Raw genomic sequence first — 23,152 nt, 5'->3', positions numbered from 1 at the left:
CGAAATAACTAGAAAAAGGATCTGCCCCATTATGAAATGCCGGGACAGATCCTTTTCATTCTATGGTCATGCCGATCTCCATCAACCCGCAAGCCGGACATCATCGGAAGGATAGAATTACACTGATGTACTGAACTCGAATGATGCGAGTGCCTGTTATCCGTCACTCCAACTGCCGTTGCCTCTTTTGAGTTTCACGCGTTCTGGGCAATCTTCTCTTGGTATACCTTGGCCCAGCCCTCCAAATTGTTCGTCACGATCAACAATTCCGGATATTGGGCAAGCGTCTCCAGAGCTGCTTCATCATCCGGTGTCCAGACAATGAGCTGGATGTTCCGCTTGCGTGCTTCCTCCATGAACTTCGGGGTCACATAAACGTATTTTACGGATACATACCGGGCCCCGATCGCTTCCAGATACGGAAAAACGGAAGGGGTCGCCCCATATATAACCAGGCCCAGCTCAATGTCCGGATCAAGCGCACGCGCCCGTTCAACGGAATAATGATCGAAGGAGGTCAGGAAGACCTGCTTCTCCATACCCGTTTCCTTGATCACGTTGATGACCTTCTCCTCCAGCCCCGGATAGGTATCGCCCATCTGCTTCAGCTCAATGTCCACGATCATCCGATCCTTGGCAAAACGCAGCGCCTCCTCCAGCGTTGGAATGACCTCTCCCTGGCCTGCGTCCAGCTTGCGTATTTCCTCTAGCGTGAAGGCGTTGATCGCTCCTGTACCGTTGGTTGTCCGGTTTACCGTCGGGTCGTGTATCACAACGGGCACGCCGTCCTTCGTCAGCTGGACATCCAGCTCCAGATGCGAGAAGCCAAGCTCCAGCGCTTTTTGAAAACCGAGCATCGTATTCTCCGGATATTTTAGCGGATATCCTCTATGGGCCAGTCCCCGTACTTCCATATTCCCTTCCCTCCATGTACAAATCGATTGATGGCTTCGATCACGCCTTCGCCATAAGATGCCTGACTTACGTAATCGGATGCCATTTGAAGCTCTATAGGACTGTTCGCTACCGATACTCCAATCCCTGCCAGCTGCAGCATGGACAGATCATTCATCTGATTGCCTATCGCCATGATCCGCCCCGCTTCGATCCCAAGCGTGCGGGATAGACGCTGCAGCATAAATCCTTTGCTAACTTGTCCCGAGACAAGCTCCACGTAGTCAGCCTCGGACTGAAACGGAGAAACGGCATGGCGGTGGACGCTTTCCCACCGGTCCCACACCGTGTTGAATGCGAGCAGATTCCCGATTAATATCACTTTCTCCAGCTCCCCCGCCGTCCAGCGGGAAGATCGGGCAGATATCACGGAGCAGGATACGCGCTCCTTATGCTCATAGGCTTCGATCTCTTCGGTGCGTGCAAAGGTCTGGATTTCGTGCTCGCGGAATAACAACACGCTCAGTCCCATCAGGTGGAAGTCCAGCAGCATATCAGCGATGTTCTTTACGGACAAACAGTATCGTTCCAGGACGCGCCCGCCTTCTGCGAGCACGGCTCCATTGCTCAGAATGACGGGGATATCGATTCCCAGTTCCTGAATCACAGGCATCGCAGTCCGATACGGTCGTCCCGTTGCTACCGTGAACAGGCCGCCTTCCTTCACATATTGCCGGATAGTCCCTGCTACATGTTCACTTAACGAATGATCGGGTGACAATAACGTACCGTCTAAATCGCTTACGATCAGGCGAATGTCTCTCAAGAATATGTCCTCCTCGGTAACGGTGCCAAGGGATGCAGGCTTTCTCCGTCAACTCCGCCTAATCTCTTAACGAATAAAATGAGGTTATTTAAATGTCGAATTCGCCATGGCGGCTACAATATGCTTCTGCATGACCGTAAACACCAGCACGATCGGGATAATGGCCATGACGCTGGACGCCATAATAACATTGAAGAACATCGCTTCATTGCCGGCAATGGAATCCCGCAGCATGGCAATACCTACCGTAAGCACGCGCATATCGTTGTCGTTGGTCATGATGAGCGGCCAGAAATACGAGTTCCAGGACGAGATGAAGATTAAGACGCCCATGGTGACAATCGTTGGCAATGCCATCCGAAACAACAGCTTATACAGAATCGAGAACCTTCCGGCTCCATCCACGCGCGCTGCTTCCAGCACGTCATTGTTGATGGATTTGAAGGCCTGCCTAAGCAGGAATATCGCGTAAGCAGAAGCTCCATGAGGCACGATGAGCGCCCAGAAGGTGTCCAGCCAATCCAGCTTGGACATCATGACGTACACCGGAACGAAAATGACCTGCTCCGGCACGATCAGTGCAGCCAGAACCAGTAAGAACAGAGCGTCCCGTCCCCAGAATTGCCCCTTCGCAAAAGCATATGCCGCCATCAGCGCCACATTCAGCTGCAAAATAATCGTTCCTACCGCCATCAGCAGCGTATTACTGAAGAACCGCGCATAAGGGATCACCCGGAAGGCCTCGGCAAAGTTCTGCCAGGCAAAGGTTTCCGGCCAGAATGTAGGAACGGCCATCCGCATCTCAGACTGCGTCTTGAGCGCACTGATCAGCAGCCAATACACCGGAAAGAACATGACAAGCGTTACCATGACGGCTCCGATGATGCGAAGCGTCATCATGGTCTTGCGGTTCTTGGCTGACCCGGCCATATAATTATCCTTCATAGTGCACCTTCTTCCTGCTGACCACCCATTGAACCAATGTTAACAGCAGTATGATAACGAACAGAATCATGACAAGCGCAGAGGCTCTTCCTGTCTTGAATTCATCGAAAGCCATCGTATAGATCCAGTACACAATAGCGTTTGTGGCCTTGAGCGGACCGCCGTCTGTCATTACGTCAATTGACTGGAACACCTGCATGGAGGAAATAAAACTGGTAATGACAAGAAACAGGGTCATCGGCGACAAGAGTGGCAGTGTAATATTGCGGAACTGCCGAAGCTTGCTGGCCCCATCAATCGAAGCCGCCTCGTAATACTCCGCCGGAATCCCCCGCATGCCTGCAATAAAGAGGATCATCGCGAAGCCCACGCCCTTCCATACCGAAACGGCAACCAATGCCGGTAATGCCGTGGAGGGATTGGTCAGCCATTGGACAAGGTCCATGCCAAACCAGGATACAACGGAATTCAGAAGCCCGTATTGTCCGTTGTATATCCAGGTGAATACCATGGCTGCAACCACCATCGACACGTAATATGGCATGAAGATGACACCGCGCATGAAGCCGAACAGACGTGACGAGGACACATTGAGGAGCAGCGCCAGCAGCAGCCCGATCACAAGCGTGAATACAACGTCCATCAAGGTGTACAGGAACGTGACCTTCAGGGACTGATAGAAATCCGCGCTGCCCAGAAGACGCGTATAGTTATCAACGCCTACGAACTTTTTCACGGGACGAGTCATATTCCAATTCGTGAAGCTGATGTAGACGGAATAGCCCAGCGGATAATACAGGAACACGCCCATGAACAGCAGCGCCGGGACCGCGAATGAAAAGTCCTTCCACTTCTCCATTAACGTATGAGACATCCGTTTAGAGACCGAAGCGGTCGCCCGATTGGACGCCGCCTTAGTCACTTGTTTATTGGTCTCCATAGGCATCACTCATAGTCAGCCAGAATATCGTTGATCTTCTTGGCCGCATCCTGCATAAGTGGTGTCGGATCTTTTTTGTTCAGCACCATTTCCCCTACAACTTCTTTGTACACTTCACTGAATTCAGGATAAGCCGGGTGCTGCATACGCGGTGTCACTTCATCAAAATGCTCGTAAACCGATCGGTATTGCGGCCATCTTTCGAAATATTGATCGCCTTCCTCCGACTCGATCGCGGATTTTCTTGTAGGCAGGTATCCAACGGATTCGGCCCATTTAATGTTCTGCTCAGCTGAAGTCATGAACTCGATGAATTTCCATGCTGCTTCTTTCTCCAGATCCTTGGCACCTTCCATCATGACGATACCTGCGCCGCCAATGTTGGAGGTACGGACTTTATCACCAGGAATGAAGGATACGCCGACTTCGAAGTCTGCATTCTCGCGGTACATCTTCAACATCGCGGAAGTGTGCTGTACCATGGCGATTTCACCGTTCAGGAACATTTGCCGCATATTGTCGGAAGCTCCTTTACCGAAGCCCATATGCATACTGCCGTCATTTTGCCATTTGTAGAAATTCTGAAGGTAGCGGAGGGAGTCCTCGTTCTCGACAGCGGAAGCACTCAGGTCCTCCGTCAGGATTTGTCCGCCGCCGTTAATGTTCCAAGGGTCATAGTACCACGTATCCCAGCCTGGAACCGAGAAGGCATAGCGAGTCGTTTTGTCGCCTTCCTTTTTTGTTACCTTTGCATTGAAATCCTCAATCTCATCCCATTTCGCAGGAGGCTCCACGCCCAGCTCGTCCAGCATCGTTTTGTTGTAGACGAACACGCTGGTGCTGACAATCAGCGGGAATCCGAATTGCTTGCCGTTGTAGGCATAGGCGTTCAGCATCCCTTGAGCAAAATCGTCCATCTTCACTTCATCGCGCTTGATCCATGGACCCAGGTCGGCAAATATGCCGCTGTCCGCAAAGTTCGCGAGGGACGATACCTCCACATTGGTCACGGCCGGTACATTATTCGCAGCTACGGCAGCCGACAGTTTCTTGTGAAGGTCAGGATAACCGCCTTGGAACACCGGTTCTACCGTAATATGAGGATACTTCTTTTGAAACTCTGCAATCATGTAATTCAAGCCTTCAAGCTGGGCATCCGCGTGGGCATGCCAGTATTGGATTTTGACAGGTGTTGTATCGTTCTTCATATCCATTGAAGCGGCTTCCACATCATCCAGCGAAACCTCGCCTCCAGCACTTTCACTTCCACCGCCGCCTCCGCATGCCGTGGTGATGACCATAAATATGGTCAGTAACGTCAACAACCATGATTTCTTTTTCATTGATGATCTCTAGCCCCTTTCGAATCAACTTCTTCTGAATAATGGCTTGTCTATCCACACTTCATCCATCCCAATGCCAGCCCTGGCGGCACATGGACCCTCAGGAATGAGGAAAGCTCCTCATCCAATCAACCCTTCTATCCCTTAAAAAGCGCACAAAAATAGAGACGTCAAAAGAGCGCAACCTAAGAGCCACCACCTCCTATAAAAGCTAAAGTAGCTGCTACTCGGGTTATCTCATCGTCTCCACCCCTAGCAAATATGTAATTGTAGTAAATCCATTAATCCTACAGGACGCTTTATTTCCAAAAGCGCGCATCACCCGTAGATACGAGATCTGCACCGTTAGCCAGTGCCTCATCGATTTCTTCTTCGCTTCGTAAAAAACCTCCCACAATTAGCGGACAGTGAATTTCCTTCTTCAGGTCGCGGATCACGCGGGGCATAAGTCCCGGCATCAGCTCCACCTCGTCCGGACGCGCTTGTCCGATCATCTTCACGGCGGTTCTTAAAGCTGTCGTATCAATGGCAAACACACGCTGTATCGAGCTGATGCCTGCTTGCCGCGCTGCTGCCACCGTATTGGTCTTCGTGGTAATGATCCCATCGATCCGATACGAATCCGCCAAATACTGCACAGCCGAATTGTCACGACCAATCCCGCTTACCATTTCCAAATGAACAAACACTTTTTTGCCTGAGGAGTGCAGCCGACTTACGATATCCCTTAGTTTCATGATGTCACCTGTCATCAGGTTCACCCGTTCCACCGCGCTGCTCACAGCCGCATCGATCTGTTCAAGCTTGGTAATCGAAGCGATCACGGGAAGACGGCTTCTCTTCTGATCTGTCATAAGTGCGTGTCCCCCTTTACCGAACACTCACTATGATAAAGCGATAGGATCATGTGAGTATTAACGATGTGTAAAATATGTGTTAACGAGCTCCCTGCACACATTCCACATCTCATGAATGCGCTTTCCATTTAGCTGATAACAGATTTTACTATATGCCTGGTTTGGTAGGTTCCCTCCTAGACTTAGGATCATTTTCGGTTCAGCGAACATGGGGAGAACGCTTTCAGGATAGCTCGATCAGCTATTTAATATCTATCATAGTGGAATGATTTAGCTAGAGTCTATAGCGAATATTGTATTAATTTGTCGAATTTAAAAGAATGTGAGTTGAATGTAATAAATATCATGGCGCTTTGTAAAAAGAACGTCAACTCCGTTTGCAATCGTCCCTGGTTATGGGGCATATAGAAGGGCAGATCGTGCCACGGAGATCGCACAGGATGGAAACAGGCCGCCCGAGGGTATCGGACGACCTGCCAATCCATGCTTCCATGCGCCTGTTTCAGGCGCTTAACCGTTTGGTCTGCAAAATGCGCTGACTGCTCTACACCTTGGGGATTACGGATTCACCTGAATCGTAAACGTCGAGGTGTTATTCTTGATCGGCGTTACGGTATCGGTGATCTTCAGGTTATTAAAGATCACACTGCCCACGGCCGGACCTTGGTTCGGCTCCGGCATTTCGTTAGCCCAGATTCCTACGCCGGACTTCGCGTCAAATGCGTCGCCGCTCTTTTTCGCACCGGAGATCGTAATGTTCGTAAAGATCGTATCCTTGACCGGGTTCTGCGGCTGCCCGCCAACATAATTGGTCTGGAACATGATGCCGTGGTAAGTCGGATCGATAATGTCCACGTCCGTTACCCGAATGCCCTGGAACACCTTTGAGGCTGAGAACAGCCACATTGCCGGAAAGGTCTGCTGGTTCCAGAAATGGCCGCCCGCACGGACAATCGAGATATTCTCGAATTGGGTCGGCGGCGATGCGCCGAAGCCGTTCATCGGGTATCCGAAATCCAGCGAGCTGATCGTGACGCCGGAATAACAGAGCGTATCCGCAATGTAGATATTACGAAACGTATTGCCGTATCCTCCATATACCGCAAGGCCCGCCGCACGCCAGGTCAGCAGCGAAGTCAGATTCTCGTAGACGTTATCCTTCTCGTCTGCCCCTCCCGCATCAATCGCGGAGAACAGAGCAAAGCTGTCATCCCCTGTTGCCCGTGCTTCAATGTTGCTCACGAGATTGTTCGTGCTGCCGTTGGTCATGTTGATCCCATCAGCAAACACGTTGCGGATCCGGGAGTTGGTAATTTTCATGTAATCCGTATTGGCGCCCCAATACATGCACACTTGGTGCTCCACCCAGATGTTATCGATCGTCATGTTCGCAACGTTCGAGAAATCGAACACTTTACCCGGTCCGTCGATCCGGGAGGTGTAATTGCCAAAGTATGCAAAGTTCGCGAAGGTGGAGCCGTTCGCCGTTGCATTGACGGAAAATCCGATATCGGTATTGTTCTGTGACGATGGGCCGGTAAAGCGAGTAAACCATGGGCCCGCACCAACGATTTTCACCGGTTTGCCGTAAACCTGGAACTTATTCGATGTCTGATAGGTTCCGGCCGGGAGATAGACGCCGACCAGATTCCCCGTTGTATCCATGCGGAATTTATCCAAAGCATTCTGCACGTCCTGATGCGTAAAACCTGCGGGAACGACATATTTAGCCGGGTCCGGATTCGGGATTAATGTCACCTGCTCCAGGTTGATAAAATCAATGGCGTACTGGCTTGTGTTGGCTGCATCCTTCTGCAGGCGGATTTTGCTTCCCTTTGGGATGGTGGTATCAAACATGATGTTGGCCTCGTCGTATATGTGACGCGGTGCTCCTGCAGATGGGCTGTTGCTTGGATTGGCCTCATCGCCATAGAGCCATGCATATTTGGAAGTGAGATTGATGGTCTTGGTAAAGACACCATCCACATAGACGTTCAGTGTAGCATCGATCCCTCCGCCGCCAGGCGCATCCGGAATCGAGAAGCGCGTAACCAGACTATTCGTGCTGGCTTTCGTCGTGAACTCTACGAAGCTGCCTGTTGAATGGAGTGTGACCGCCTTTCGGCCGGATGCTTCACCGGCAATATCCCCGATGTTGCGGTTCGGCCCGACCACAGCCGCTCCGCCGCCAACGACGGCATCCTCGGCCTCATACATGTCATAAGGCATATTCGCCCCCCGTCCGATAAAGAGCGGACTTGTTGCGATGTTGTTAGCTTGCTTCACCGGCAGCTCATTGGCATCCACGGCCACCTCGGTCTTCACGTTGTACTTGCCGTTGGCCGCCGTCCAACTGCCTACGTTCACCGGCTGAGCCGAAGCCCCGCTGGCGATGACGCCATTCACCGTGCCTGTAAAGGTCTGAATGACGTTGTTTGTATTCGCATCGCTCAGGGTCACCTTAATGCCGTGGGCACCTCCAGCGGACGCGGCCGTACCCTGGTTCTTCACCGTAACGGTGAAATTCACACTGTTTCCGGCAGCCGGATTGCCCGGTGACCAACTGTTCGCTGCCACCAGGTCGGAGCTTTGAACAGGGCTGATGACCATGGATGTCGGATTCGTATAGCTGTTATTGGCTTCGTTCTGCTCCATGACGGCATTGTTCTCATCCACCTTGGCCGTGAGTTGATATGTTCCCGCCTCCTTGGCACCGAGATTCAAGGTCACGTTAGCCGAAGCACCGGCTGCGAGTCCCGCCACATTCGAAGTACCGAGCTTGTTATTGCCATGGTAGAAATTGACGGTTGTTGCCCCGGAAGAGAGGGTCCCGATGTTCTTCACTACAGCCGTTAATACAATGCTGTCGGTTTCCACCGGGTTCACCGGTGTCCAGGACATTCCCGTAATGGTCAAGTCCGGATTGGAAGCAGGCGTGCCGATAACTTGAAACTCGGCAATCTGTCCTCCCGATGAACCCGTATTGGCCGTGATCCTCAACTGCACGGCATTCACTTTGGCAGTAACCGGAATGGTCACCGTATTGCCCGTGGCCGGGTTAAAGGTATACTGCGCAGCGGATACCAGATTTGTGAAGGCGTTACTGTTCTGATCATGGCCCAGCACCTGAATTGTCTGCGCCCGCGTTCCCCATTGGCTATCCGGATTCAGCTTCAGCACAACCGACGAAATGTCCGCGTTGGAGCCTAAATCAACGGTCAGCGTATGCGGATAACGGTTGGCACTGCCTTCCCAATACGTGCTCAAGCTGCCATCATTGGCATTGGAAGCAGCATAAATGTACTCGTTCGAGGAAGCCGTGATCGGCTTGTTCAGCGCCAGATTGGTTCCGTTGCCTCCGCCGCCGCTGCCTGTGCGGGTCACCGTGTTGCTGGCGGCAGATACATTACCGGCTGCGTCTTTGGCCTTCACAAAGTAACTGACCGTGGCGGCAGCAGGCTGATTATCCGTATACGTCAGCACATTGCCGGCTACGCTTGCCCGCACTGCCTGATTGGCGTATATATCGTACCCCGTTACGCCGACATTGTCCGCTGATGCCGACCAGGTCAGCTTAATTTGGCCTGAAGCTGGCTCAGTATAAGCGAGGTTGCCCGGGGCAGTCGGTGCCTCTGTATCCCCGGCCGGTGCCTGGCCGTACACTTCGAACTCGGAAATCTGACCGGCTGGCCATGCGGTATTGGCGGTGAAAAGCAGCCGTACATATCGCGCCGATTGCGCGGTCAGATTGATCGTAACCTTATTGCCGTCTGCCGGATTAAATGTATAGGCAGCGGAAGAAGACAGGTTGTTGAACGCTGAGCCGTTGCTGCTGCCTTGTACGGTCAACGTCTGAGATCTCGTCTCCCACCCGTTCGCAGGCAGCTTCAATATCACTTTGTTGACACTGTAGGAGCTGCCCAGATCCACCTGAAGCCACTGAGGAAAGGCGTTGTTGCTGCTCTCCCAGTAGGTAGCCTGGTTAGAATCATTGGCATTCCCGGCAGCATAGGTCTGGTTATAGGAGCTGGCCGTCATATTCTTGCCAGCCGCCAGATTGCCTGGCTCCGCTGCGATTACGGCATCCTCGGCTGCTGGCGCTTTGGCGTCTTCGCCGGATGCAGGTGCTTTACCTCCTTCGGACCCGCCGCCCGGAGTGCCTTCATCGCCTGAGCCATCTCCTGGCACCTCCTCATGACCGGAGCCGGGCCGGCCTCCGCCCGGTTGATCCATAGCGGGTTCCCCCGCCGCCGGATCGCCATCCCATTGCTGCCCATCTCCAATCTGAACGGCTGGATGTGAATCGGTATGGGATCCCTCAGCAAAGCCCGGGTCAGGCACCATGATCAGCTGTGTCCATATCAGCATCAATACGAGTAAACTCATGACAGCAGGTTTGATTCTATTCATCAACCTTCTGGATTTCATGATCCAACCTCCTGATATCAAATGTTTTCCTTGTGTACGTTGCATACGTTAGTCTCGTCTTCCCGGCCGCATGCCGGAAGAAATAAGTATGCGCTTACAACTATGTTCCGTTCGTGCCGATCACCTCCCTTGAACTCCTATGTTCCTATGTGCCCTGTGTTGGTCAACCGCCGCCGCTATCCTCCCCATTACGCCCCCAGCACGAATAACCCTGTTAGGATCACCCGAACATAGGCAAAATCTCGCGCACTGGCAGTTTATAAGGAAGAATGCAATAAACATAATGAGAGGGTATGCTGGTTCAGGTGCTGCTGCAAAAACAGAAACATCATGACGCCGTGCGTAAATCTGCGGGGAGCTTAACGATGGGTGGCAAACATATTCCATGCTGTGTCATTACTATAAAGGATTTCCAGATCGATTGACGATGCGCGATCGTATGTTTTTTAGGTGGATTTCTATGCGAGGAAGGAAAGGAGTTTTAATATGGTCAGGTCAGAAAAAAGGCCGGACAAGAACGCCCCCTTGTCCGGCCCGGATGGATCTCCTCCATCCCATGGCTATTCGAATAACGGGACCTTCGGGTCCTTTCCGTTACAGTGAACCAGCATCGCATGCAGCTGTCCCCGGTGGTGGTACACATGACCCAGTATTTCAAGCAGCCATTCGTACCTCGAATAGGTGACGCCCCAGTAGGACGTCATCTCCTGATGAAGCTCTTCTTCCGTCATCTCTCTGAACGCCTGTTCCAGATACGAATAGTTGCTTAACAATTCAGCCTGTATATCCTTCAGGTTATGAATCGATACACCTGCATAATAGGCGCTCATCTCCTCCTGCGCAGCTCCTTGTGATATGTGGAAATCGGCCCGGCAGATGACGGCGATATGCTTGAGCAATTCCCCGACAGAATGTTTGTCCTCGGTCGGCTTAACGAGCAAATCCGCTTCATCGAGCTTGTCGATTATCGCCACGATGGATACAACGGCAACTTCAATCTGATGTAATGCATATGTACAATAGGAATTCATAGTTTCTCTCCCATCCGGTATGTATACAACAATCCATTCAAACTCACTTCACTATTATAGAACATACGTTCCTCTAATTTCAACCAAAAACAACCTGACCCTTAAGTATTAAGAGTCAGGTTGTTCGTGCACACAGAATCTGATAAAAGATCAATCCACAAGATTGAATCCGGTTGTATTCTCAAGTACTTGGACTTTAAACGTGCTGCTGCCGGCTTCCCGTACGACGAATACGGACAGATGGCCGTTTCCGATGGCAATCCGCTCGGCCTTCAGCTCATTCATCCCTTCCGGAAGGAACGGAGACAACGCAATTTCCTTCCTCGCTGCATTCGGATACAATCCGAGCATCGCCTGCAGGAAGGCAATCGAGGTTCCCGCCGCCCATGCCTGCGGCGAACAGGTTGTCGGGTATGGAACCGGATAACCGAGCTTCGCATCATGTCCGCAGAACAGCTCCGGCAGACGCTGGTACTCAAAATGCGCCGAAGCCTGCAGCAGGCCGGAGATGACCTTACCCGCCTCATCCTTGAATCCCTGCTTGCCAAGTCCCAGCAGGATCATGGCATTATCATGCGGCCATACACTCCCGTTGTGATAACTCATCGGATAGTATCCCGTGGAGTCTGTGCTCATCGTGCGGATTCCATATCCGTTAAACATGTCGCTTCTGAGCATCCGCTTGGATTGGGCTTTCGCCCGGCTCTCTTCCGGCAACCCGCTCATAAGCAGATGCCCGGGATTCGAGGACACGCTGCGCACCTGACGGAGATCCTTATCCAGTGCGATGGCATAACACATCTCATCCTCCATCCAGAAGGCCGATTCGAATCGAGCCCGAAGCTCCGCGGCTTCCGTCTCCAGCCTGCGGGCCCGTTCCGGCTCCCCTAACCCTGCAAAGACGGGCACAAGCGATGCCTTGGCTTGATACACATAGCCCTGGACCTCCGACAGTGCGATCGGAGATTCCGCATACTCCCCATTCTCATGGATGATCGAGTTGGCGGAATCCTTCCAGCCCTGGTTCGGGAAGCCTTTCTCGGCTTCCTGCTTGTAAGCCATGAAGCCGGAGCCCGCTTCAAGCGAGGCGTCGATGTAATCCAATGCCCGCAGCATGTTTGGCTTCAATTCCTCCGCCAAGGAAAGATCGCCTGTCCAGCGGTAATACTCGCCGATCAGCGCCAGGAACAGCGGCGTGGAATCGATGGTGCCGTAGTACGGCGAGAACGGGGATTGATTCGTCGTGACCAGCTCGCCATAGCGGATCTCATGCATGATTTTGCCCGGCTGCTCATCCCGCCAAGGGTCCGTCTTCTCGCCTTGATAAGCTGCCAGCGTTCTCAAGGTCCCCTTGGCATGCTTCGGGTTCACCGGAAGCATGAACAGGGCCGTGATCAAGCTATCTCTGCCGAATGGAACCGCGAACCACGGCAGCCCCGCGACTGTTGTATCGCCGAAGCCCACATCGGTCGTCAGCATGCGCAGATCCTGCAGTCCTCTCTGGTACAAGCCGCTGAACAGCGCGGAATCCGACTGGACCCGTGAGCTGTTCCCGTACCATTCTTCATAGGAGGCTTCGAGCTTCTTCAGCCCTTCTTCGTAGGTCAGCGGCTCCGCTGCGGGATGCTGCTCCGTCATCGGTGTGATACAGAAGGTAATGACCTTCTGTTCTTGAGGTTTCAGAGACAGCGGAAAGCTAACCGTGCCGGTCTGATCCGCCTGACCACCGTCTGCATCCCAGGAAATGCGGGTCTGTCTTCTCAAGTTATCCGCTCCCATGTAAGCCAGCGTCATCTCCAGATCCCCTGTTCGAATTTCCTCCATCCTGCCAACTTCCCCGGTACGGTATTTACGAACCAGGAACATATCCTGAAAATCGGCGTCAAAGGAAACCGAGAACTCGAAATGGGAATCCCCAACAAAATAGTTGGTCAGCGTGCAGCGCTCGTACAGGATGCCGCTGTAGATGAAGCGCTCACGATGTACTTCAACAGCCCCTTCATCCTTGGCCTCCTTCATCAGGCGGAAGGAAGCAACATAACTCTTGTCCCCCGTGGAGGACAAGAGCGAAGGCTTCTCGCCATCGATGAATAGCTCCATGCGGCTCAGAAAACGCGTATCCTTCGTATATAAACCATGGCCTTGTTCATCCCCCAGGACGATATCTCCATTAAGCCCGGTCAGAAAGAATAAATTTCCTTCTTTAATTACACGGTAGTCCATGTTTAAATCCCCCTTTGATTCCGGTTATTCAACAACTACAAGCTCAGCCTGCAGTCCTTCTTCCGAATGTGGTCCGACCCAGACATGGAACTTCCCGGGCTCTACCGTAAACACAAGTCTCTCATCCAACAGCCCAAGTTCTTCACGTCCCAGCGTAAAATGTACCGTCCGGCTTTCTCCCGGCTGCAGTCGTATCTTGCGGAATCCCTTCAACTCTCTGACCGGCCGGGTCGAGCTTGCAACCAAGTCGCGGATGTACAGCTGAACGGTTTCCTCGCCGGCTCTTTGTCCGGTATTCGCTATGCTCACCGATACATCTACGGACTCATCCCGGCCGATTTGATGCCGATCCAGCCGCAAATCCGTATATTCGAACGTTGTATAACTGAGGCCATACCCGAACGGATACAGCGGAGAATCATCGCAATCGATATAATCTTCGTACAAATGAGGACGGCCGGTATTCTTCCGGTTGTAATACATCGGAATTTGGCCCGTCGCACGCGGAACGGTAACCGGCAGGCGACCACTTGGATTGTAAGTGCCGGTAAGCACATCTACAAGCGCATGACCTGTGGCGGTTCCCAAATGCCACGCTTCAACCACAGCATCCGCATGTTCATGCAGCCATGGAGTGGCAAGCGGACGTCCGTTCATCAGCACGACGACGATCGGCGTGTCGGTCTGACGTTTCAGCTCCTGAATCAGGCGCTCCTGACAGGGTGGAAGCGTAATGGAGGTGACGTTGTAATGCTCGCCCGTCATGGCTTCGGATTCGCCCACAACGACAACCGCAACATCGCACTGCTTGGCAAGCTCGACAGCCCGCTTCACTCCGCCATCCAGCTCCTCCAGAATGCCGCTGCCCGGCTCATAGAACACCTCGGCCTTCGGCGCGATTTCCGATTGGAACGCATCCCATACCGTGATCACGTCTTCATCGCGGCCTTTCCAGGCCCAGCAGCCCATCGAATTGTGGCGGTCATCCGCCAGCGGCCCGATCAGAGCCAGCTTCTTGTGCGTGCTGGTGTCCAGCGGCAAAATCCCGCTGTCATTCTGCAGCAGCACAATCGATTTCCGGGCGCTGTCCCTGGCCTGCTCCAGATGAGCAGCAGGAATGGCTTGCCCTTTCGGCGCATCTCCGTTCACTTCAGCTTCCTCGCTCACATACGGATGCTCGAACAATCCGAGCCGGAATTTCACCTGTAATATGCGGAGCACCGCATCATCCAGTTGCTTGAGCAGCTCGGGATTGTCCTGGATCAATGCTTCCAGATGATCGAGATAAACACCGGCGTGCATGTCCATATCCACCCCCGCGTCTAGCCCCTTCAACGCGGAATCCTTCCGATCCTCGGCATAGCCATGGTAGATCTGCTCTTCGATCGACTCCCAATCGCTGACCACCATCCCGTCAAAGCCCCATTCCCCCTTCAATATATCCCGCAGGAGATAACGGCTTCCGGAAGCAGGAACGCCGTTCAGTTCACTGAAGGCACTCATCACGGATAGCGCTCCGGCCTGAATCCCTTGATAGAACGGGGGCAACACGGTTTCGCGCAGCGTCCGCTCCGACATGTCGGTTGTATCATAGTCCCTGCCGCCTTCAATCCAGCCGTACCCGGCAAAATGCTTCACGCATGCCGCTACCGTCGGATAACCGTCCTCATTCGGGCTTTGAAATCCTCTGACCTTCGCGGCAGCGGCCAGAGAGGACAGATAAACATCCTCCCCCGTGCTCTCCGCGATGCGGCCCCACCGGGGGTCGCGCGTGATGTCAACCATCGGCGCGAAGGTCCAGCGAATCCCTTGCGCTGCGGCCTCTACGGCCGCAATGCGGGCGTTCTTCTCCATCCCTTCGGGATCCCAGCTGGCGGCCTCGCCCAGCGGAATCGGAAAGATGGTGCGGAAGCCATGAATGACGTCATCCCCAATCAGAAGCGGAATTCCGAGGCGGGTTTCCTCCACGGCCAGCCGCTGAAGCTCGTTGATCTTTTTCGGACCATGTACATTCAGCAATGACCCGATCTTGCCTTCGGCAACCAGCTTCAGCTCCGGCTCCTCACACCGGCCGTACTGAACTGTCTGACCAACCTTCTCCGTCAAGGTCATCTGCGCAAGAAGATCCTTCGCACGCCGTTCCACGTTATCCATCGCTAATCCCTCCCCATGCTCCTATATCAACCTTTGACACCGGCGTTCGAGATTCCCTCGATATATTGGCGCTGGAACAGGAAGAAGAACAGGATGATCGGCAGTGTGGATAGCACAACGCCCGCCATAATCATCGGTGTATTCTCAAAGAACATATCCTTCACACTGTTCAGGCCGACAACCAGCACATACATTTCCGGCGTGTTCGCAAGCGTACTCGGAACGAGATAACTGTTCCATGTTCCGGCAAAAGCAAGAATCGACATCGTAATCAGTGATGAACGGGCCAGTGGATACACGATCCGCCAGAAGGCGCCCATCTTCGTCAAGCCGTCCATCCGCGCTGCTTCCAGGAATTCATTCGGAACCGAGATGAAGAACTGCCGCAGCATGAAGATGTACAGACCTTGATACAGGAACGGCACCGTTAACCCCCAGAACGTGTTAAGCCATCCGAGCTGCGCCACGTTCACGTAAACCGGGATCAGGATCATATGGTACGGCACCATCATGGTGGCAACAACGATCCAGTAGATCAGGCCTTTGCCCTTGAAATTCAGCTTGGCCAGCGCAAAGCCTGCCATCGGGTTAATGATCAGGTTCCCGATCACGACAGCGCCGGTCATAATGACCGTATTCAGAAACCATCTCGGCACATTATAAGCATCATTCGTAAAGAAGATTTTAAAGTTCTCGAACGTCCAGTTGGCCGGCGATGTCAAGGTGTTGACATGGCGCATCGGAATGATGGACGTATAGAGGGTATAGAGAAATGGAAGGGCGAACAAGAGCCCAAGGATAATCGTGCCGATGTACAGAAACGGCCGACCATTATTCGTACGGGTCAACATTACGCTCACTCCTTCTCATCCAAGAATTTTTTTTGCAGATACGTAATCAACATGATGATCATGAAGAACAGTACCACCGCCGCGCTGCCGTAACCGATGTTCATGTATCGAATCCCGTGCTGGTAGAAATACGTCACCACCGTGCTGGTAGCGCCAGCTGGCGAACCGAGTGCGCCATAACGGGAAATCGCCGCAATCTGATCATAAATCTGGAACCCGGCAATGGTGGATACCGACACGATAAAGAAGGTGATCGGCTTCAGGTACGGCACCGTAATGTAGCGGAATTTGTTCCATTTGGATGCTCCGTCAATCTCGCCCGCTTCGTACAGATCCTTCGGAATTTCCTGCAGGCCCGACAAGTACACAATCATGGTGAAGCCAGCTTGCTGGAAGATAAACAGAATACATACAAATAAGAGCGCATAGTTGGTATCTGCAAACCATGTTACATTCCCGAAGCCTAAAGCTCCGAAAAATTCCGTTAGGAAGGTGCCCTGCTTAAACAGCATCATGAACACGGTGGTGATCGCGATTTGCGAGGTGATATACGGAATGAAGAATACCGTCCGGAATATCCCCTTGCCTTTCAGCTTCTGATTGACCAGGATGGCCAAGAGCAAACCGAGAACAGTCTGAATCGGAATCGAGATGACCACGATTTCCAGGGAATGAAGCAGCGCCCGGAAGAATTCTTTATCTTGAAGGATCGTCACATAGTTTTCCAGACCGATGAATTTGGCCTGGTCCAAGGCGGCAAAATTCGCATCCTGAAAGCTTCTTACAAATGACTGGATAAATGGATATAGAAACCACCACGCCCACAAAATCAAAAAGGGCAGTGAAAACAACCAGCCCAGCGTCTTGTCGGAGTCTGCCAACGAACGGAACCAAGACTGTCTAATCCTGCTCCCTTTCAAATCAGCTTGCTTGCTGCTGTAATCGGACATGAGTTATCCCCCGCTCCCTTACTCAAATTCTAATAGGTGAACAAAGGCTCCCGCTCCCCTGAGAACAAGGAGCGGGAGCGGGTGTTGCCTTTTTCTTATTTGAACTGGCCTTGAATGTCATCGAGAATTTGCTGAGCCGTTTTACCGGAGCCGCCCAGAATCAAACCTTCCAATTCTTTAACGAGTTCATCCGTGAAACGCTTGGTATCCGTCGGATAACCATAGTCTGTGCTGTACTCCAGCGCAGGCTGCAGCGCCTTGAATTCAGGGTTTTTCTCGAAATACTGCTCGGACAACGAGGATACCGCCGGATTAAAGCCGAGCTCCATGAATGCGGTTTGCGTATCGTCATTGGTCATATAATAAGCAGCTTTCAGCGCAGCTTCTTTGTTCTTCGCGTCTTTCAGTACCATGTAAGCATCCGAGCTCATGGTGCTTCCGTTAGTTGTTCCTTTAGGAACCGGAATGGCTACCATTTTCAGATCCGGATTCGCATCCTTCAGGTAACCCTTGTACCAGTAGCCACCCGTACTCATTGCGCCCTGCTCATTGCTGAACACTTCGCCATCCCAGCCGAAGCCGAGTGATTTCGGTGTTACAGCAAGTCCTTCGTCATACATATCGATGATCATTTCCAGCGCCTTCACGTTCTCTGGCGAGTTGATGGTCTCACCGTTGCCCCAGCCGCCGCCGAAGCTCTTCACGTAGTTCGTGATATGGAAGGCATCCAGGTTCACGATAATGCCCTTCACATTGCCTTTGTTCAGCACTTTTGCCGCTTCGATCACTTCATCCCAAGTCATCGGGTACTCGCCGAGACCGGCATCTTTCCACATCTGCTCGTTGATGAAGAACATCGCCGGCATATCGCTGTTCGGCACGCCGTATTGCTTGCCGTCCACGTTCCAAATTTTCTTCGACGCATCCGGGAAACGGCTCATGTCTACGCCAGCCGCTTGAACCAGTTCATCGATTGGCGAGAACAACCCTTTGTTGATGTATTCGTAAGCACCTTCATTGGACATCTTAATGAAATCAGGCGCAACGCCGGCAGCGATTTCGCCCGGCAGCGTGTTCCAGAATTGCTCACTGCTCGGATATTGTTTGATTTTGAGTTCAAGCTCCGGATATTGCTCGGAGATGGTGTCCGCTGCTTTCTGGTAAATCTCCAAATCCTGTGCCGTACCCCAGAATCCGAAATTCACCGTCACTTTTTCTCCTGCATCTCCAGATCCGTTATCTGTATTGTCAGCGCTTTTATTGCCGCCGCAAGCGGTCAACCCAACAACAAGAGCCAGGCACAACACCAGCATGGCAGAAAACTTCCTGTTCACTTTACCCATGATGCTACCCCCTACATTTCTTTTCGTTTTAACTTGCACCTTAATCATAAAGAGCGAGGGCAATAAAAAAAATTAATCAAATGATGATTAATTTTTTAAAATTAACTATTTTTTTATAAATAGATTGTGCGGTAAGATCATTTTTATTAAAAATCATACTTTCTTTTCGATTATCACACTTCTTCTTTCCTATACTGTTTAGGAGAAAAGCCTGTGTATTTCTGAAATACAATCGCAAAATGGGCCTGATTATTAAACCCTACCATCTCGGCAACGTCATAAATTTTGTAGCGGTAGTTCTTAAGCAGCACCTTCGCCTTCTCGATCCGAAGCTCGTTGATATAATCGAACAGTCCTTGACCGACCTCCTGTTTAAACAGCCGGCTGACGTAATTCGGACTGACATGAAACAGCTCCCCGAACAGCTTCAGCGAGAGGCTCTCCGCATAATGTTCCTCCGTGTACTCCATAATATTGCGCGTGAGCTGGCTGTATCCCTTAAACCCCAGATCGTTGCGATGCTTAAACCGCGCTTCGAACAGGGTCCGGTATGCAGCGGACAGCTGTTGAAAATCATGGATTCCCTCCAAGCCTGCAACTTCTTCCTGCACGGCTCCGCTTGGCTTGCCGCCGCTTTCCCCGATCATAAACTTCAAGCCTTCATACACTTTGCGGACATCCTTCTCTTCCATGCACTCTTCTTGCTCCAGAAACTTCTCCCACGTGGATAGCAGCTCGAGAAACCGGTCATTCGCTTCTTCCCTGAGCGCAGACTTCATCTGGCTCAAATAGACATCCGCCTGCTGATAAACGCTCTCGCTCTTCTGTCTCAGATGCTGATAATAAAATATCGAAGTCTCCGGGTGGTAAAATTGCTGGGACAAGGCTCTGCCTGCTTGCTCATAACCCATGGAAATGCCGTCAAAATCAGCAAACCAATCGCTAATGCCCAGCACGATGTCAATATTCACAAAGCGCTTTAGCGCCGAGCTGATCATCTGAACCATTTTATTGACGCGGGTCAACGATGCCAGCAGACTTTTCAATTCGCTGTTGCTTATAAATACGGCATATAGCTGCTCATTCAGCCGAAGAAACTCCACTTCCTTCTCCGTCGATAGAATCTCGCCTACTACGTTCTGAACCGTATTAGGCAGGATCGATTCCGTTTCTTTGGTGTACCTCTTGATGACCGCTTGATAATCTTTGATTTTGAAGAGAACGACATACATATTGCCCTCTTTCAACCCGGTCTCTGCTGACAGGTCATGGACGTTCCCGTGAAGCGCGTCATATAGAATCTGTTCCTTCCGGCTGCCGGGTGCATTCGCTCCGGTTCGGGCCGGAGCCTGCTGACTTCCAAACTGCTCCCGAATGCTCTTCAGCATCGCCGTCAGCTCGCGCTCATTCATGTCCGGCTTATGGAAGTAATCGAAGGCCCCTAACTTCAGAGCTTCCTTCACATACGTTATGTCGTCGAAGCTGCTCAGCACGACGGCTTGAACCGGCAGCTGCCGCTCCTTCATTGCCCGCAGCACTTCGATTCCGTCCATCTTCGGCATCTTGATATCCAGCAGCACCACGTCCGGTACCGTTTCCGTTATCATGCGCAGCGCTTCTTCGCCGTCGCCCGCTTCACCGACAATGTCCACACCCTGGGCCTCCCAGTCGATGGCCGATTTGATACCGATGCGCACAAGCGGTTCGTCATCTACGATTAGTATTCGCACTTGCTATCACCCTGCTTCTTCTGTGATGATCGGAACCCGAATCCAGGCCACCGTTCCGCCATGCTCTCCGCTCTTGATCCACAGGCCGTACTCCGGTCCAAAATGAAGAGATATCCGGTTCCTTATATTGTTTAGTCCGATCGAGTTGAAGGTATCACGAGGACCTTCCTGCTCCTGCTTGGCTTGTCCGCCCTCCGGAAAACCGCGACCGTTATCACTTACTTTCATAATCAATGTTTCTTCTTCCTCATATATGGATATCACCAGCATCCCTTTATAATCAATACCTTCGAAACCGTGGAAGACTGCATTCTCCACCAGGGGCTGAAGCAAAAATTTCAACGTCCTATGATTCATTACGGCTGGTTCAACCTCATACGTAACATCGAATTTATTAAAATAGCGGAAATCGAGAATTTTCGTGTAATTCTCCATAAACTCGACTTCCTCTGCAATGGTCACATAGTTGCCCTCCTTCTTCACCGTAAACTTGATGACCGAAGAGAAGGCCTGCAGCGCTTCCTCAATGCCGGTGGCCCCCTGGATCTTGGCCATCCACTTGATCACGTTCAGCGTGTTATATATAAAATGCGGACGGATCTGGGATTGCAGCGCATTCATCTCCAGCGTCCGCTTCTCTTCTTCCTCCACATAGATCCGCTCAATCAAATCGCGGATTTCCTGCAGCATCTGGTCCACGGTATGGCTGATCACGCCGATCTCCCCATGCTGCCTCGTATCAAAGCTTACGTCAAGCTGACCTTGGGAGACAAGCTTCATCTTGCTGTTCAGTACCGACAGCGGCTTCATGATCGTGGTCGCGATGCGCGCCGAGATCAGAATGGACAGCACGAGCAGCAGAATCAAGGCGCCCATCAGGATGGCTACCATCAGGTACACAATGGAGAAGAGGTCTTTTTTCGGAATTACCGTAACCGCCTTCCAGTCGGCCATAGAAGAGGACGAAGATATCATGTACGTATCCCGATTAATCTGCGTATTGACTTCACCGTCAGCGTTATATTGAAAATCACTCCCCAGCACCTCGGCTGCCGGCAGCCCGATCTCCTCCGGATAAATGCTGTGCACGATATGATCCGCTTCATCAATCAGATAGAAATTCGTGTTCTCCGAAAATGCCGAATCGCTCCAGAGCGTCTTCAGTTTGTCCACCGAAATGTTAAACAGAATAAAGCCCAGATCTTCCTTTGTATAGGGGTCCATGATCGCTCGGCCGGCAGATACGACCGGAGTAGCCTTGGTGGACAGCAGTTTCTCCTGGTGGATGCCTACCGGAACGAAGCGCCCGTAGGCACCTCTGATCTTCTGGACAAAAGGCTCGCGCGTGAACTGCTGCTTGAAATAAGCGAAATTCATGTACTCCTTGTTGCTTCTGCCGATGATAGACTGGCTGTTCTCGTGGTAGATGACAACCGAGTCAATCAAATCGGAATACAGCATGACTCCGCTCTGGATCAAGCCGTTCACTTTATCGAAATCCCGCCCCCGCTCAAGCAATGGGTAGGTCACCTTGCCATAATCCTTGCGCATGATGGGATACACCGTGGAATCCTGGATCGGAAACATCGACAGCCGCAGCAGCGGCTGCAAGGAGGTATCGATATTCTTGATGATTTGTTTGTTGTTCTCCACGGCAGCATCAATCATCGTACCCCGATTATTCTCTACGTAGACCCACGATACAATCCCGCCGATCAGAATGAGCGGCACAATGATAAATGCGGAGAAAGCAACGATCAGTTTCTTCTCCAGACTGAGATGAAGCATTTTCTGCTTGAGTTTGTTCATGACATTCTCTCTCTTCTCGTTTCTCTCACTTCTCGTTGTTCGTTGTCATCGTTCGTTATCGCGCCGTACCGCTGATTCGGAATTTTCTCGGGGTCATCCCCGTGAAATTCTTGAATAATTGCGTATAATAACTCTGGCTGCAGAACTTGAACGTAAACGCGATTTCGGAGATCGATTGGTTTGTATGGGTCAGCAAATGCTTGGATTCTTCAATCTTCCGCCGATTCATAAAGGTTGTAATGGATACACCCGTCTCCCGCTTAAAGCGATCGGACAGGTAGCTCGGGTGAACGTTTAAATATTTTGCAACCCGCTGTAAGGTCAGCTCCTCAAAAATATGCTCCCTGATGTAATATATCGCCAAATTCACAATATGCGAATAGGATACTTCTTCCTTCTCGGAGCGAATCATCGAAACAAACTGAACCAGCATTTCATATTCAAAATGAACCAGCCGCTCCACATCACTCATTTTCTCAATCTCAAGGATTAGCGTATCACTTAAATGAAAGGCTATCTCCGGGTCGACGCCGCCCTTGATGATCGCCCGGGTAAACAGGGTGCAAGACGCAATTAAGGCATTCTTCTTGGATCGAAGCGGATACGTCGCAAGCACGGCGGCCTCCAGCTCGTTAATCTTGCGCAGCATATCCATGGCCCTGTTCTCGTCCCCGAAGCGTATGGCCTCCATTAACTCGTGCTCGTAATCAAACGGAGGATGTATAAAATTCTCGCGCAGATAATGCATGCGGGAAGACAAATAAAAGGGATGATTTCCTGTGCGGGAAGGTTCCTTCATTATTTCTGCACCACCTAAAAATATTGATA

Annotated in this window: 16 protein-coding genes; all 16 read right to left on the bottom strand. The window is 51.7% G+C overall.

Annotated features, from left to right (window positions below; genetic code table 11):
- Positions 1-194: 194 nt before the first annotated feature.
- The 16 genes from M2277_RS10250 to M2277_RS10175 all read right to left on the bottom strand — a co-directional run bounded on the left by M2277_RS10250 (position 195) and on the right by M2277_RS10175 (position 23,123).
- Complete coding sequence (locus M2277_RS10250) at positions 195-914, bottom strand: glycerophosphodiester phosphodiesterase (RefSeq protein WP_036643981.1); 720 nt, start codon at positions 912-914, stop codon at positions 195-197.
- Complete coding sequence (locus tag M2277_RS10245) at positions 875-1,720, bottom strand: HAD family hydrolase (RefSeq protein ID WP_006207858.1); 846 nt, start codon at positions 1,718-1,720, stop codon at positions 875-877. Before M2277_RS10245 ends, M2277_RS10250 begins: the two co-directional genes overlap by 40 nt.
- Before the next feature lie 84 nt (positions 1,721-1,804).
- Positions 1,805-2,665: a carbohydrate ABC transporter permease gene (locus M2277_RS10240; RefSeq protein ID WP_006207857.1), complete on the bottom strand. Its 861-nt coding sequence runs from the start codon at positions 2,663-2,665 to the stop codon at positions 1,805-1,807.
- Positions 2,655-3,611 carry a carbohydrate ABC transporter permease gene (locus M2277_RS10235; RefSeq protein WP_481857770.1) on the bottom strand — a complete coding sequence of 319 codons (957 nt, stop codon included), beginning with the start codon at positions 3,609-3,611 and terminating at the stop codon, positions 2,655-2,657. The genes M2277_RS10240 and M2277_RS10235 overlap by 11 nt, the downstream gene beginning before the upstream one ends.
- On the bottom strand, positions 3,611-4,948 hold the full coding sequence (locus M2277_RS10230; RefSeq protein ID WP_280754707.1) for an ABC transporter substrate-binding protein: 1,338 nt from the start codon (positions 4,946-4,948) through the stop codon (positions 3,611-3,613). The genes M2277_RS10235 and M2277_RS10230 overlap by 1 nt, the downstream gene beginning before the upstream one ends.
- A gap of 299 nt (positions 4,949-5,247) precedes the next feature.
- Positions 5,248-5,802, bottom strand: coding sequence for a glycerol-3-phosphate responsive antiterminator (locus M2277_RS10225; protein WP_006207853.1), 555 nt, complete (start codon positions 5,800-5,802; stop codon positions 5,248-5,250).
- A 561-nt stretch (positions 5,803-6,363) separates the two neighbouring features.
- Positions 6,364-10,233 carry a discoidin domain-containing protein gene (locus M2277_RS10220; protein ID WP_280754706.1) on the bottom strand — a complete coding sequence of 1,290 codons (3,870 nt, stop codon included), beginning with the start codon at positions 10,231-10,233 and terminating at the stop codon, positions 6,364-6,366.
- Between the two features lie 560 nt (positions 10,234-10,793).
- Positions 10,794-11,264 carry a DinB family protein gene (locus M2277_RS10215; protein WP_006207851.1) on the bottom strand — a complete coding sequence of 157 codons (471 nt, stop codon included), beginning with the start codon at positions 11,262-11,264 and terminating at the stop codon, positions 10,794-10,796.
- Between the two features lie 150 nt (positions 11,265-11,414).
- Positions 11,415-13,487 (bottom strand): amylo-alpha-1,6-glucosidase, encoded by a 2,073-nt coding sequence (locus M2277_RS10210; protein WP_280754705.1) that lies wholly within the window; start codon positions 13,485-13,487, stop codon positions 11,415-11,417.
- A 24-nt stretch (positions 13,488-13,511) separates the two neighbouring features.
- On the bottom strand, positions 13,512-15,641 hold the full coding sequence (locus M2277_RS10205) for a glycoside hydrolase family 3 N-terminal domain-containing protein (protein WP_280754704.1): 2,130 nt from the start codon (positions 15,639-15,641) through the stop codon (positions 13,512-13,514).
- Between the two features lie 26 nt (positions 15,642-15,667).
- Positions 15,668-16,492, bottom strand: coding sequence for a carbohydrate ABC transporter permease (locus M2277_RS10200; protein ID WP_076151217.1), 825 nt, complete (start codon positions 16,490-16,492; stop codon positions 15,668-15,670).
- Positions 16,493-16,497: 5 nt separating this feature from the next.
- Positions 16,498-17,442 (bottom strand): carbohydrate ABC transporter permease, encoded by a 945-nt coding sequence (locus tag M2277_RS10195; protein WP_280754703.1) that lies wholly within the window; start codon positions 17,440-17,442, stop codon positions 16,498-16,500.
- Between the two features lie 95 nt (positions 17,443-17,537).
- A complete protein-coding gene (locus M2277_RS10190; RefSeq protein ID WP_280754702.1) occupies positions 17,538-18,785 on the bottom strand; it encodes an ABC transporter substrate-binding protein in 1,248 nt (415 codons plus the stop codon).
- 173 nt (positions 18,786-18,958) lie between these two features.
- A complete protein-coding gene (locus tag M2277_RS10185; RefSeq protein ID WP_280754701.1) occupies positions 18,959-20,515 on the bottom strand; it encodes a response regulator transcription factor in 1,557 nt (518 codons plus the stop codon).
- A gap of 6 nt (positions 20,516-20,521) precedes the next feature.
- Positions 20,522-22,324: a sensor histidine kinase gene (locus M2277_RS10180; RefSeq protein WP_280754700.1), complete on the bottom strand. Its 1,803-nt coding sequence runs from the start codon at positions 22,322-22,324 to the stop codon at positions 20,522-20,524.
- A gap of 55 nt (positions 22,325-22,379) precedes the next feature.
- Entirely contained in the window at positions 22,380-23,123 is a 744-nt protein-coding gene (locus tag M2277_RS10175; protein ID WP_006207843.1) for a helix-turn-helix domain-containing protein, read from the bottom strand.
- Positions 23,124-23,152: the final 29 nt, after the last annotated feature.

Source organism: Paenibacillus sp. LBL (assembly GCF_029893715.1).
In the GTDB taxonomy this organism is placed as follows: Bacteria; Bacillota; Bacilli; order Paenibacillales; family Paenibacillaceae; genus Paenibacillus_AQ; species Paenibacillus_AQ glucanolyticus.
The sequence above is the reverse complement of the archived record's forward strand: the minus strand, read 5'-3'. Positions and strand labels throughout refer to the sequence as shown.

Bases quoted from the DNA above. Each gene is read 5' to 3' on its own strand.
- M2277_RS10240 (WP_006207857.1), bottom strand. From the start codon at position 2,665: ATGAAGGATAATTATATGGCCGGGTCAGCCAAGAACCGCAAGACCATG.
- M2277_RS10175 (WP_006207843.1), bottom strand. From the start codon at position 23,123: ATGAAGGAACCTTCCCGCACAGGAAATCATCCCTTTTATTTGTCTTCC.
- M2277_RS10220 (WP_280754706.1), bottom strand. From the start codon at position 10,233: ATGAAATCCAGAAGGTTGATGAATAGAATCAAACCTGCTGTCATGAGT.
- M2277_RS10230 (WP_280754707.1), bottom strand. From the start codon at position 4,948: ATGAAAAAGAAATCATGGTTGTTGACGTTACTGACCATATTTATGGTC.
- M2277_RS10195 (WP_280754703.1), bottom strand. From the start codon at position 17,442: ATGTCCGATTACAGCAGCAAGCAAGCTGATTTGAAAGGGAGCAGGATT.
- M2277_RS10200 (WP_076151217.1), bottom strand. From the start codon at position 16,492: ATGTTGACCCGTACGAATAATGGTCGGCCGTTTCTGTACATCGGCACG.
- M2277_RS10250 (WP_036643981.1), bottom strand. From the start codon at position 914: ATGGAAGTACGGGGACTGGCCCATAGAGGATATCCGCTAAAATATCCG.
- M2277_RS10210 (WP_280754705.1), bottom strand. From the start codon at position 13,487: ATGGACTACCGTGTAATTAAAGAAGGAAATTTATTCTTTCTGACCGGG.
- M2277_RS10225 (WP_006207853.1), bottom strand. From the start codon at position 5,802: ATGACAGATCAGAAGAGAAGCCGTCTTCCCGTGATCGCTTCGATTACC.
- M2277_RS10205 (WP_280754704.1), bottom strand. From the start codon at position 15,641: ATGGATAACGTGGAACGGCGTGCGAAGGATCTTCTTGCGCAGATGACC.
- M2277_RS10180 (WP_280754700.1), bottom strand. From the start codon at position 22,324: ATGAACAAACTCAAGCAGAAAATGCTTCATCTCAGTCTGGAGAAGAAA.
- M2277_RS10235 (WP_481857770.1), bottom strand. From the start codon at position 3,611: ATGCCTATGGAGACCAATAAACAAGTGACTAAGGCGGCGTCCAATCGG.
- M2277_RS10215 (WP_006207851.1), bottom strand. From the start codon at position 11,264: ATGAATTCCTATTGTACATATGCATTACATCAGATTGAAGTTGCCGTT.
- M2277_RS10190 (WP_280754702.1), bottom strand. From the start codon at position 18,785: ATGGGTAAAGTGAACAGGAAGTTTTCTGCCATGCTGGTGTTGTGCCTG.